The sequence below is a fragment of the Streptomyces sp. 3214.6 genome (genome assembly GCF_900129855.1).
Classification (GTDB): Bacteria; Actinomycetota; Actinomycetes; order Streptomycetales; family Streptomycetaceae; genus Streptomyces; species Streptomyces soliscabiei.
In genome coordinates, this window is sequence record NZ_LT670819.1 from 8,224,394 (window position 1) to 8,236,813 (window position 12,420).

The 12,420-nt window shown below is 63.8% G+C and carries 6 protein-coding genes and 3 rRNA genes; 6 read left to right on the forward strand and 3 right to left on the reverse strand.

Annotated features, from left to right (window positions below; all coding sequences use genetic code 11):
* Nucleotides 1–23: 23 nt before the first annotated feature.
* On the reverse strand, nucleotides 24–1,343 hold the full coding sequence (locus B5557_RS37170; protein WP_079663604.1) for an aminotransferase class I/II-fold pyridoxal phosphate-dependent enzyme: 1,320 nt from the start codon (nucleotides 1,341–1,343) through the stop codon (nucleotides 24–26).
* Nucleotides 1,344–1,452: 109 nt separating this feature from the next.
* Here B5557_RS37170 and B5557_RS37175 point away from each other — a divergent pair, with 109 nt between their 5' ends.
* Together B5557_RS37175 and B5557_RS37180 are read left to right on the forward strand one after the other, a co-directional pair.
* Complete coding sequence (locus B5557_RS37175) at nucleotides 1,453–2,661, forward strand: MFS transporter (protein WP_079663605.1); 1,209 nt, start codon at nucleotides 1,453–1,455, stop codon at nucleotides 2,659–2,661.
* Between the two features lie 24 nt (nucleotides 2,662–2,685).
* Nucleotides 2,686–3,579: a hypothetical protein gene (locus tag B5557_RS37180; RefSeq protein ID WP_079663606.1), complete on the forward strand. Its 894-nt coding sequence runs from the start codon at nucleotides 2,686–2,688 to the stop codon at nucleotides 3,577–3,579.
* Nucleotides 3,580–3,665: 86 nt separating this feature from the next.
* Here B5557_RS37180 and ptsP read toward each other — a convergent pair whose 3' ends face one another.
* On the reverse strand, nucleotides 3,666–5,336 hold the full coding sequence (ptsP, locus tag B5557_RS37185; protein WP_079663607.1) for a phosphoenolpyruvate--protein phosphotransferase: 1,671 nt from the start codon (nucleotides 5,334–5,336) through the stop codon (nucleotides 3,666–3,668).
* Between the two features lie 79 nt (nucleotides 5,337–5,415).
* Entirely contained in the window at nucleotides 5,416–5,865 is a 450-nt protein-coding gene (locus B5557_RS37190) for a PTS sugar transporter subunit IIA (protein ID WP_079663608.1), read from the reverse strand.
* A gap of 569 nt (nucleotides 5,866–6,434) precedes the next feature.
* Here B5557_RS37190 and B5557_RS37200 point away from each other — a divergent pair.
* The 4 genes from B5557_RS37200 (at nucleotide 6,435) to B5557_RS37215 (ending at nucleotide 12,312) form a co-directional block, all read left to right on the forward strand.
* Nucleotides 6,435–7,960: ribosomal RNA gene (locus tag B5557_RS37200) — 16S ribosomal RNA — on the forward strand.
* Between the two features lie 303 nt (nucleotides 7,961–8,263).
* Nucleotides 8,264–11,384, forward strand: a 23S ribosomal RNA gene (locus tag B5557_RS37205).
* Between the two features lie 93 nt (nucleotides 11,385–11,477).
* A 5S ribosomal RNA gene (gene rrf, locus B5557_RS37210) occupies nucleotides 11,478–11,594 on the forward strand.
* The 16S, 23S and 5S rRNA genes sit together here, the layout of an rRNA operon.
* A 109-nt stretch (nucleotides 11,595–11,703) precedes the next feature.
* A complete protein-coding gene (locus B5557_RS37215) occupies nucleotides 11,704–12,312 on the forward strand; it encodes a CDP-alcohol phosphatidyltransferase family protein (protein ID WP_079663609.1) in 609 nt (202 codons plus the stop codon).
* The last annotated feature ends 108 nt before the right edge of the window (nucleotides 12,313–12,420 follow it).

Genomic DNA, 12,420 nt, shown 5'->3' on the forward strand with positions numbered 1-12,420 from the left:
AGCACCTCGCGAGAGACGACGCCTCAGCCGCCGTAGGTGGCCTCGGACTCGCCGAGCACGGAAGCGAAGTCCGAGGCCAACCGCACCGCGTCGGCCGGCTCCAGCTCGGCGACGGAGATCCGCACCCCGGGACCGGACGCCGACCGGAACCGGGCTCCCGCCGCGACCCACCAACCGTGCGACCGCAGCCCGTTCACCACGGCCGACTCGTCCCGCACCGGCACCCACAGGTTCATCCCACTCACACCGTGGCCGTCGATGCCCCGGGCTACGAGTTCCCGGAGCAGCACATCCCTGCGCAGCGCGTACGTCTGCCGCGCACGCTGCACCAACGCGCGCGTGTCGTCGTCGGTCAGCAACCCGTACACCGTCTCCTGCAGGAGATGACTGACCCAGCCCGACGTCAGCAGCAGCCGACCGTCGTGGCGAGCCAGCGTGGTCGCGTCGCAGGCCGCGGCGGCCCACCGCAGATCCGTGCCCAGGAACTTGCTCACCGTCCGCACATGCACCCAGCGCAGCAGCCCTCCTGAGGCGAGGGTCCACAAGGGCGCGTTCGCGATCACGGAGGCATGGTCGTTCTCGACGACCAGCAGATCCGGCCCGTCCCGCAGCACGCCGACGAGCGCGTCCCTGCGCGTCTCGGAAAAACAGCCCCCATAAGGGTTCTGCGCGCGCGGACTGCACACCAGCGCGCGTGCCCCCGCCCCCAGGGCCGCTCGAAGCGCCTCGGGCCGCACACCCTCGTCGTCGACGGCCACCGGCACGATGCGCAGGCCCAGCGCGGTGACCAGGTCCAGCAGATGGTGATAGCCGGGATCCTCCATGGCGACCGCGTCACCGGGCCGCAGCTCCACCGACAGCAGCCGTCCGATCAGATCCAGCGCCCCGTGCGCGAACGTCACGTGATCCACCGGTACGCCGTCGGGGCGCAACCATGCGCGTACGGCCTCCTCCAACCGTTCCAACCTCGGCGTCGAACGATGGGAACGGGCGCCGGGAGACAGGCGTGAAGGCGGCACCAGAGCGGGCAGCAGCGCGGGATCGGGATGGCCGCCGGCCAGGTCCCGCAGCCCGCTCGGAACCCTGGGCGGCCTGCGGGACGCCACGGCGGGGACCGGGGCCACGACAGTGCCGCCCCGCCCGCGCGTGACCACGATGCCCCGCCCTCGCAACTCCTTGTAGGCCGTCGCGACCGTACCCGCACTCACCCCGAGTTCGTCCGCGAGCCGTCGCACCGGGGGCAGCGCGGCCCCTGGCCGCAACACGCCCTCGGCCACGCCCCGTTCGACGGACCCGGCAATCCCCTTGGCCGTCGTACCGCTGATCCCATATTGTGTTGCCACATTGCCAATTATGTATCAATACATAACGGCAAGGGGGAGCCACATGCATCCGATCCGTCGCGCAGTCACCTGGCCAAGTCGGATACCCGGAGGCCGTGACGGACGCGCGATGCTGACCGTCGCCCTCGTCGACCGCATCGGAAGCGGTCTGTGGGCATCGGTCAGCGTCCTGTACTTCACCTACGTCTGCGGCCTCTCCCTTGGCGAGGTCGGCACCCTCGTCGCCGTCGCCGGAGCCGTCGGGATAGCAGGCGCGCCGCTCGGCGGCCGACTTGCGGACCGCTTCCCGCTCACCCGCGTACTCATCGCGGTCCAACTGCTGCGGGCCCTGGCCTCCTTCGCCCTCCTCACCACGGACCGATACGCCCTCCTGGTCACCTGCTGCGCCCTCGGCAGCCTGGGTGACAGAGCCGCCAACGTCCTCACCAAGCTCTACGCCACCCGCGCCGCCGGCCCGGATCGCGTTCGGTACCAGGCGATCCACCGCACCGTCGCGAACGTGGGCTGGGCGCTCGGCGGCCTGGCCGCAGCGGCGGCCCTCGCCGTCGGCGACACCGCCGCATACCAGTGGCTCCTCGTCGGCGACGCCCTGTCCTTCGCCGCCTCCGCCCTGCTCACCCTCCGCTGCGGTGAACCGTCCTCCCGAACCCGCACCGTGATCACGGCCAAGGACTCCAGGCCCACCGTCAGACCGGTCAGCCCATGGCGCGACCGCACCTACCTCGCCTACGTGGCCACCGACACCGTCCTCTTCCTCGACGACGCGGTATTCAAAGTCGGCCTACCCCTGTGGATCGGCCACGCGACCACTGCACCGCACGGCCTCGCACCCCTCCTGCTCGTGCTGAACAACGTCCTGGTCGTGGCACTTCAGGTCCCGCTGGCCCGGTTCGGCGCGACCACGACCGCAGCCCGCGCCCTCCTGATCCCGCTCTCGGCGGCCTTCGCCCTGGGCGGCGTCGCGATGACGGCAGCGACGACCGGCGGACCTCTCACCGCCCCCCTGCTCCTCACCGCGGCGGCCGTGTTCTTCACCCTCGCCGAGATGCTGCACGCCACGATCTCGTGGGAACTCTCCGTCGCCCTGGCCCCCGACACCGCCCAGGGCGCCTACCTCGGCGTCCACGGCCTGGCCCAGTCCGCCCAGCGCAGCCTCGGACCACTCGCCGTCACCACCGCGATCGCCGTCGGCCCTCTCGGCTGGCTCACCTTCGGCGGCGGAATCGCCGTGACCTGCATGTTTCAACACCACCTGGTCCGCGACCGACTCAAGCAAGGCCCGTTGTCAGTGCCGTCGATTACTGTGAGTGAGCATTGATCGACTGTGCACACAGGGGGAAACATGGCACACACCGACCGCCAGACCATGCGACGCGTCCTGCGCCGTGAAATCGCGGGCACCATCGGCCTGCTCACCGACGAGCATGACTTTCTCGCCATGCGGGACTACCGAACCTTCACGTTCGACGATCACACCACCTACCTCCAACAGGTCGAAGACCTCCTGAGGACACGCGCCCTCCAAGGCACCCACACCACCGTGGCCCTCTTCGACCCCCAGGAGTACGCCGCATACTGCGCCGCAAAGGGTCTCGACCCCGACATCCCCGCCAACCGCACCCGTTTCACGGCCGAACTGGCGACCACGGGCCCTACCATCCCTTACGAGGGCCAACCCCTCGCCGACCTCGTGCCGGCCCTCGTCGACGAGGCCGTCCGGCAGGCGACCTGGGAGTACGCGGCCACTCTCCTGGCCCGCCTCGGCGCCTGCGCCACCTGCGGTGAAGACATCGGCCGCGCAGCCTTCACCCGCGCATCGAACCTCGTCACCCGCATCCTCGAAACCGCACCACCCGGCAACCGACACCTCGTCTGCAGCGTTACAGGCACCCCCGAAACACTGGTTGCAGTCCTCCACTCGGATGACGAGGCCAACGCCGCCCCACAACTCGACGAGGCCGAAGCGCTCGAGTTCACCACCGTCCTCGCCCTCGGCCTCGCCACCCAGAGCCCTGGCGGCCTGGTCATGCGCACCACCGCTGACGGCGCCTCCGACCGGATCTACGGGTGGCGGCTGCGCGGCGACGGCCTCGAACCCCTGACCGCTGGCGAGGTCTTCGACGCCTATTGCACCGACGCCGAATCCGGCGACCTCATCTCACCCGAGTCAGGAGTGGACTACTGCTTCCCACCGGACCTCGAACCGGAGGGACCGCCACCGGGCCACCAACACTGACCGGAAGGGACGCCCACGCACAGCAGGGGCGCTCCACCCGACGGCGGAGCGCCCCTGCTCACCGGCCGATCGCCGACCGGATCCGACTACTCGCCGGACAACACGGCCTGCGCCGCGCCACGCGCCTCCTCGGCGGTGTCCGCCGCACGTGCCGCAGCAGCGGCACGCTCGCACTGCGCCAGCGTGTACTTCGCCAGCGAGGCCCGCACATAGGGAATCGATGCCGAGCCCATGGAAAGAGAGGTGACCCCCAGACCCGTCAGCACGCACGCCAGCAGTGGATCGGCCGCCGCCTCGCCGCACACACCGCAGCTCTTGCCCTCGGCCGAGGCCGCCTCGGCCGACAGGGCTACGAGGTCGAGCAGAGCGGGCTGCCATGGGTCCTGCAGCCGGGACACCGCACCCACCTGCCGGTCGGCGGCGAAGGTGTACTGCGCGAGATCGTTCGTACCCAGCGACAGGAACTCCACCTCCTGCAGGATCGAACGAGCCCGCAGAGCGGCCGACGGAATCTCCACCATCGCACCGAACTTCGCCCGCAGTCCCGCCGCACGGCACGCGTCGGCGAACGCCTTCGCGTCGGTGCGGTCCGCCACCATCGGCGCCATCACCTCGAGGTAGACCGGAAGCCCTTCGGCAGCCTTCGCCAGCGCCGTCAGCTGAGTCCGCAGGACGTCGGGATGATCCAGCAGCGTCCGGAGCCCCCGCACGCCCAGCGCCGGGTTGGGCTCGTCGGCCGGCGTCAGGAAGTCCAGCGGCTTGTCCGCCCCCGCATCCAGCACACGTACGACGACTCGCCCCTCGGGGAACGCCTCGAGCACCTGCCGGTAGGCCTCGACCTGCTTCTCCTCGGACGGCGCGTTCTTGCTGTCGTCGAGGAAGAGGAATTCGGTACGGAAGAGCCCGACACCTTCCGCACCGGCCTCGACGGCAGCCGCCACATCGGCCGGCCCGCCGACGTTCGCCAGCAGCGGCACCTTGTGACCGTCGGCGGTGGCACCCGGCCCTGTCGAGGCGGCCAGCGCCGCCTTGCGCTCGGCCGCCGCAGCCTGGAGCTCAGCCTTCTTCGCGTCGCTCGGGTTCACGAAGATGTCGCCGGTGCTGCCGTCGACGGCGATCACCGTTCCTTCGGCGAGCTCACCGGCACCCGGCAGGGCCACGACGGCCGGCACGCCGAGGGCGCGGGCGAGGATCGCACTATGACTCGTCGGCCCGCCCTCCTCGGTCACGAAACCGAGTACCAGCGTCGGGTCCAGCAGGGCGGTGTCGGCGGGCGCCAGGTCCCGGGCGACGAGTACGTACGGCTCGTCACTGTCCGGGACACCCGGCATCGGGACACCCAGCAGACGGGCGACGATACGATTCCGCACATCGTCGAGGTCGGCCACACGCCCGGCGAGGTACTCACCGGCTCCTGCCAGCAACTCGCGATAGGCGGCGAAAGCGTCGTAGACGGCACGCTCGGCCGTGCTGCCGACGGTGATCCGCCGGTCCACGTCGACCATCAGCTCGGGGTCCTGAGCCATCATGGCCTGAGCTTCGAGCACTGCCTGGGCTTCGCCCCCCGCCAGGTTGCCGCGCGCCATCAGATCGGCCGCCACAGCTTCGACGGCCTTGCGGGCGCGCCCCTGTTCGCGCTCCGCCTCCTCCGCAGGGATCTGCTTGGCAGGCGGTTCGAGCACCGCCGTTCCCATGTGCCGAACCTCGCCGATCGCCACACCGTGACTCACGCCGACGCCTCGCAGCGTTGTCTCCATCTCACCCGTCTCCGATAGTGCGGCGGGTCCCGCCGCCGCGGTGATTGTCCTCTGTGCCGCCGCATTGACGGCGTCGGCACTACTGCCAGGAAAAGAGAGCGTCGCCGGCTTTCACATCGCCGTCTTCACGGAGGTCGCCGAGCGACTCGGCTGAGGCCTCCAGGGCGACGATCGGGCAGACCGGGGACTTGCCGGCCTGTTCCACGGCGACAGGGTTCCACCGCACGATGCTCTGCCCGCGCGTGACCGTGTCGCCCTTGTTCACGAGCACCTCAAAGCCCTCGCCATTGAGCTGCACGGTGTCGATCCCGAGATGCGTGAGCACCCCGCGTCCTGCGGCGTCGACCACGACGAAGGCATGTGGGTGGAGGGAGACGATGACGCCGTCCACGGGTGCGACGGCCTCGGAAGGCTCGCGCACCGGGTCGATCGCCGTGCCCGGGCCAACCATGGCTCCGGAGAAGACCGGATCCGGTACGCCGGCCAGTCCGATGGCGCGTCCTGCAAGAGGGGACGTCACGGTGGTCATGGGAAGCCTCCCAGGGGTGGAGATGTATGGGCCGTTACTGCCTGTCCAGGACCGCGCACTGTGCAGAAGGGTATGTCATATGAAGTACCGGTTCCGCACGAGAGCTCACGATCCGTGGTCTAGACCACTAGCGTAGTCGATTTGCAGCGCCTCCGCGGCCCCGTGTACAGTCGTACTCCTGCTTGAGGGTGAGCGACGCGATCAAGCGCGCTTGCTGAGCAGCACCCAACTTGTCAGATCCTATCTCTGGATCATCTTCTGCATGCCTGCAGGACGGTGGTCAAGAGGCCGGAAAAACCCTGATAGAGTCGGAAACGCAAGACCGAAGGGAAGCGCCCGGAGGAAAGCCTGAGAGAGTCTCTCGGGTGAGTACAAAGGAAGCGTCCGTTCCTTGAGAACTCAACAGCGTGCCAAAAATCAACGCCAGATATGTTGATACCCCGTCCCCGGCAGTGATAGCCGAGGATGAGGTTCCTTTGAAAAAACACAGCGAGGACGCTGTGAACGGCCGGGCTTATTCCGCCTGGCTGTTCCGCTCTCGTGTGTGTGCACCGGATTACCGGTAAACATTCACGGAGAGTTTGATCCTGGCTCAGGACGAACGCTGGCGGCGTGCTTAACACATGCAAGTCGAACGATGAACCACTTCGGTGGGGATTAGTGGCGAACGGGTGAGTAACACGTGGGCAATCTGCCCTTCACTCTGGGACAAGCCCTGGAAACGGGGTCTAATACCGGATATCACTTCCACTCGCATGGGTGGGGGTTGAAAGCTCCGGCGGTGAAGGATGAGCCCGCGGCCTATCAGCTTGTTGGTGAGGTAATGGCTCACCAAGGCGACGACGGGTAGCCGGCCTGAGAGGGCGACCGGCCACACTGGGACTGAGACACGGCCCAGACTCCTACGGGAGGCAGCAGTGGGGAATATTGCACAATGGGCGAAAGCCTGATGCAGCGACGCCGCGTGAGGGATGACGGCCTTCGGGTTGTAAACCTCTTTCAGCAGGGAAGAAGCGAAAGTGACGGTACCTGCAGAAGAAGCGCCGGCTAACTACGTGCCAGCAGCCGCGGTAATACGTAGGGCGCAAGCGTTGTCCGGAATTATTGGGCGTAAAGAGCTCGTAGGCGGTCTGTCGCGTCGGATGTGAAAGCCCGGGGCTTAACCCCGGGTCTGCATTCGATACGGGCAGACTAGAGTGTGGTAGGGGAGATCGGAATTCCTGGTGTAGCGGTGAAATGCGCAGATATCAGGAGGAACACCGGTGGCGAAGGCGGATCTCTGGGCCATTACTGACGCTGAGGAGCGAAAGCGTGGGGAGCGAACAGGATTAGATACCCTGGTAGTCCACGCCGTAAACGGTGGGAACTAGGTGTTGGCGACATTCCACGTCGTCGGTGCCGCAGCTAACGCATTAAGTTCCCCGCCTGGGGAGTACGGCCGCAAGGCTAAAACTCAAAGGAATTGACGGGGGCCCGCACAAGCAGCGGAGCATGTGGCTTAATTCGACGCAACGCGAAGAACCTTACCAAGGCTTGACATACACCGGAAACGGCCAGAGATGGTCGCCCCCTTGTGGTCGGTGTACAGGTGGTGCATGGCTGTCGTCAGCTCGTGTCGTGAGATGTTGGGTTAAGTCCCGCAACGAGCGCAACCCTTGTTCTGTGTTGCCAGCATGCCCTTCGGGGTGATGGGGACTCACAGGAGACTGCCGGGGTCAACTCGGAGGAAGGTGGGGACGACGTCAAGTCATCATGCCCCTTATGTCTTGGGCTGCACACGTGCTACAATGGCCGGTACAAAGAGCTGCGAAACCGTGAGGTGGAGCGAATCTCAAAAAGCCGGTCTCAGTTCGGATTGGGGTCTGCAACTCGACCCCATGAAGTCGGAGTTGCTAGTAATCGCAGATCAGCATTGCTGCGGTGAATACGTTCCCGGGCCTTGTACACACCGCCCGTCACGTCACGAAAGTCGGTAACACCCGAAGCCGGTGGCCCAACCCCTTGTGGGAGGGAGCTGTCGAAGGTGGGACTGGCGATTGGGACGAAGTCGTAACAAGGTAGCCGTACCGGAAGGTGCGGCTGGATCACCTCCTTTCTAAGGAGCACTTCTAGGCAGCCGCAAGGTTGTCCAGAGGCCAGTACATCGGCGTACGTCCGATGCTGGTTGCTCATGGGTGGAACGTTGATTATTCGGCATTCTCAGTCATCTCGGGCTGTAAGTACTGCTCTTCGGAGCGTGGAAAGCTGATCACGAGTGGCGGGGGTGCCGGGCACGCTGTTGGGTGTCTGAGGGAATGAACCCCTCAGTTGCCGGCCCCAGTGAACTCCAGCCTGTTGGTTGGGGGTGATGGGTGGCTGGTCGTTGTTTGAGAACTGCACAGTGGACGCGAGCATCTGTGGCCAAGTTTTTAAGGGCGCACGGTGGATGCCTTGGCACCAGGAACCGATGAAGGACGTGGGAGGCCACGATAGTCCCCGGGGAGTCGTCAACCAGGCTTTGATCCGGGGGTTTCCGAATGGGGAAACCCGGCAGTCGTCATGGGCTGTCACCCATACCTGAACACATAGGGTATGTGGAGGGAACGCGGGGAAGTGAAACATCTCAGTACCCGCAGGAAGAGAAAACAACCGTGATTCCGGGAGTAGTGGCGAGCGAAACCGGATGAGGCCAAACCTACGACGTGTGAGACCCGGCAGGGGTTGCGTCGTGGGGGTTGTGGGATCTCTCTTCCACGGTCTGCCGGCCGTGGGACGAGTCAGAAACCGTTGATGTAGGCGAAGGACATGCGAAAGGTCCGGCGTAGAGGGTAAGACCCCCGTAGTCGAAACGTCAGCGGCTCGTTTGAGAGACACCCAAGTAGCACGGGGCCCGAGAAATCCCGTGTGAATCTGGCGGGACCACCCGCTAAGCCTAAATATTCCCTGGTGACCGATAGCGGATAGTACCGTGAGGGAATGGTGAAAAGTACCGCGGGAGCGGAGTGAAATAGTACCTGAAACCGTGTGCCTACAAGCCGTGGGAGCGTCGGGCAAGCACTTGTGCTTGCCTCGTGACTGCGTGCCTTTTGAAGAATGAGCCTGCGAGTTTGCGGTGTGTTGCGAGGTTAACCCGGGTGGGGTAGCCGCAGCGAAAGCGAGTCCGAACAGGGCGTTTCAGTAGCACGCTCAAGACCCGAAGCGGAGTGATCTAGCCATGGGCAGGTTGAAGCGGAGGTAAGACTTCGTGGAGGACCGAACCCACCAGGGTTGAAAACCTGGGGGATGACCTGTGGTTAGGGGTGAAAGGCCAATCAAACTCCGTGATAGCTGGTTCTCCCCGAAATGCATTTAGGTGCAGCGTCGTGTGTTTCTTGCCGGAGGTAGAGCACTGGATAGGCGATGGGCCCTACCGGGTTACTGACCTTAGCCAAACTCCGAATGCCGGTAAGTGAGAGCGCGGCAGTGAGACTGTGGGGGATAAGCTCCATGGTCGAGAGGGAAACAGCCCAGAGCATCGACTAAGGCCCCTAAGCGTACGCTAAGTGGGAAAGGATGTGGAGTCGCAGAGACAACCAGGAGGTTGGCTTAGAAGCAGCCACCCTTGAAAGAGTGCGTAATAGCTCACTGGTCTAGTGATTCCGCGCCGACAATGTAGCGGGGCTCAAGCGTACCGCCGAAGTCGTGTCATTCACATAATAGGGCCAACGCCTGTGTGGATGGGTAGGGGAGCGTCGTGTGCCGGGTGAAGCAGCACCGGAAGGTAGTTGTGGACGGTTCACGAGTGAGAATGCAGGCATGAGTAGCGATTCACACGTGAGAAACGTGTGCGCCGATTGACTAAGGGTTCCTGGGTCAAGCTGATCTGCCCAGGGTAAGTCGGGACCTAAGGCGAGGCCGACAGGCGTAGTCGATGGATAACCGGTTGATATTCCGGTACCCGCTGTGAAGCGTCAAACATTGAATCAGGCGATGCTAAGTCCGTGAAGCCGTTCCGGACCCTTCGGGGAATGGAAAGTGGTGGAGCCGACGGACCAGACTTGTAGTAGGTGAGTGATGGGGTGACGCAGGAAGGTAGTCCATCCCGGGCGGTGGTTGTCCCGGGGTAAGGGTGTAGGGCGAATGGTAGGCAAATCCGCCGTTCATATAGTCTGAGACCTGATGCCGAGCCGATTGTGGCGAAGTGGATGATCCTATGCTGTCGAGAAAAGCCTCTAGCGAGTTTCATGGCGGCCCGTACCCTAAACCGACTCAGGTGGTCAGGTAGAGAATACCGAGGCGTTCGGGTGAACTATGGTTAAGGAACTCGGCAAAATGCCCCCGTAACTTCGGGAGAAGGGGGGCCACGCTTGGTGAGAGCACTTGCTGCTCGAGCTGGGGGTGGCCGCAGAGACCAGCGAGAAGCGACTGTTTACTAAAAACACAGGTCCGTGCGAAGCCGTAAGGCGATGTATACGGACTGACGCCTGCCCGGTGCTGGAACGTTAAGGGGACCGGTTAGTCACATTTCGGTGTGGCGAAGCTGAGAACTTAAGCGCCAGTAAACGGCGGTGGTAACTATAACCATCCTAAGGTAGCGAAATTCCTTGTCGGGTAAGTTCCGACCTGCACGAATGGCGTAACGACTTCTCGACTGTCTCAACCATAGGCCCGGTGAAATTGCACTACGAGTAAAGATGCTCGTTTCGCGCAGCAGGACGGAAAGACCCCGGGACCTTTACTACAGTTTGATATTGGTGTTCGGTTCGGCTTGTGTAGGATAGGTGGGAGACTGTGAAGCTTGGACGCCAGTTCAGGTGGAGTCGTCGTTGAAATACCACTCTGGTCGTGCTGGATGTCTAACCTGGGTCCGTGATCCGGATCAGGGACAGTGTCTGATGGGTAGTTTAACTGGGGCGGTTGCCTCCTAAAGAGTAACGGAGGCGCCCAAAGGTTCCCTCAGCCTGGTTGGCAATCAGGTGTTGAGTGTAAGTGCACAAGGGAGCTTGACTGTGAGACCGACGGGTCGAGCAGGGACGAAAGTCGGGACTAGTGATCCGGCGGTGGCTTGTGGAAGCGCCGTCGCTCAACGGATAAAAGGTACCCCGGGGATAACAGGCTGATCTTCCCCAAGAGTCCATATCGACGGGATGGTTTGGCACCTCGATGTCGGCTCGTCGCATCCTGGGGCTGGAGTCGGTCCCAAGGGTTGGGCTGTTCGCCCATTAAAGCGGTACGCGAGCTGGGTTTAGAACGTCGTGAGACAGTTCGGTCCCTATCCGCTGCGCGCGCAGGAACATTGAGAAGGGCTGTCCCTAGTACGAGAGGACCGGGACGGACGAACCTCTGGTGTGCCAGTTGTTCTGCCAAGGGCATGGCTGGTTGGCTACGTTCGGGAGGGATAACCGCTGAAAGCATCTAAGCGGGAAGCCTGCTTCGAGATGAGTGTTCCCACCTCCTTGAGAGGGTAAGGCTCCCAGTAGACGACTGGGTTGATAGGCCGGATGTGGAAGCCCAGTAATGGGTGAAGCTGACTGGTACTAATAGGCCGAGGGCTTGTCCTCAGTTGCTCGCGTCCACTGTGTTGGTTCTGAAACCACGAACGGCCCCATGCCCATGGTCACGGGTGTGGTGCGGCTGAAACAGTTTCATAGTGTTTCGGTGGTCATAGCGTGAGGGAAACGCCCGGTTACATTTCGAACCCGGAAGCTAAGCCTTACAGCGCCGATGGTACTGCAGGGGGGACCCTGTGGGAGAGTAGGACACCGCCGAACTCCTTTTAGAGCTCTGGCTCTTGGGCATACAGCCCAAGAGCCAGAGCTTTTTTGCGTTGGGGTATGGTCAGGGGGCATCGTTGGCTCATTTTCTACTGGAGGCCCCCGGGTGGAGGTCCAGGAGACCCGTGTCCAGACAAACCGGGTGCTCACCATCCCGAACATCCTCAGCATGGCGCGTCTCGTCGGCGTGCCCGTGTTCCTGTGGCTGATCCTCCGACCTGAGTTCGGAGGCCCGCAGAGCGACGGCTGGGCCCTTCTCGTGCTGGCTTTCAGTGGGGTCAGTGACTATCTGGACGGCAAGCTCGCGCGGCGCTGGAACCAGATCAGCAGCCTCGGCCGGCTCCTCGACCCCGCTGCGGACCGGCTCTACATTCTCTCGACTTTGGTCGGTCTCACCTGGCGGGACATTCTTCCTCTCTGGTTGACAGCTGTACTTCTTGCGCGCGAGCTGGTTCTGCTGGTGATGGTGGGCATCCTCAGACGTCACGGGTATCCCCCGCCGCAGGTGAACTTCCTGGGGAAGGCGGCCACCTTCAACCTCATGTACGCCTTCCCGCTGCTTCTGCTCAGTGACGGAAGTGGATGGCTGGCGTCACTCGCTGCTATTTTCGGATGGGCGTTCGCCGGATGGGGTACAACGCTCTACTGGTGGGCAGGAGTCCTCTACGTGGTTCAGGTCCGCCGCCTCGTTCGTGCGGACGCCCTGGCCGACTGACCTCGCCGATCGGCAGCAGCAGTGGCTCGATGGCCCGCGGCGGGAAAGTGCGGGACAATCTGGACGGGTGAAGTCGGCTAGACCGTCGTCTCTTTTAGGAGGACGCTT

Coding starts and splice junctions, on each gene's coding strand:
- B5557_RS37175 (WP_079663605.1), top strand. CDS start 1,453: ATGCTGACCGTCGCCCTCGTCGACCGCATCGGAAGCGGTCTGTGGGCA.
- B5557_RS37180 (WP_079663606.1), top strand. CDS start 2,686: ATGGCACACACCGACCGCCAGACCATGCGACGCGTCCTGCGCCGTGAA.
- ptsP (WP_079663607.1), bottom strand. CDS start 5,336: ATGGAGACAACGCTGCGAGGCGTCGGCGTGAGTCACGGTGTGGCGATC.
- B5557_RS37190 (WP_079663608.1), bottom strand. CDS start 5,865: ATGACCACCGTGACGTCCCCTCTTGCAGGACGCGCCATCGGACTGGCC.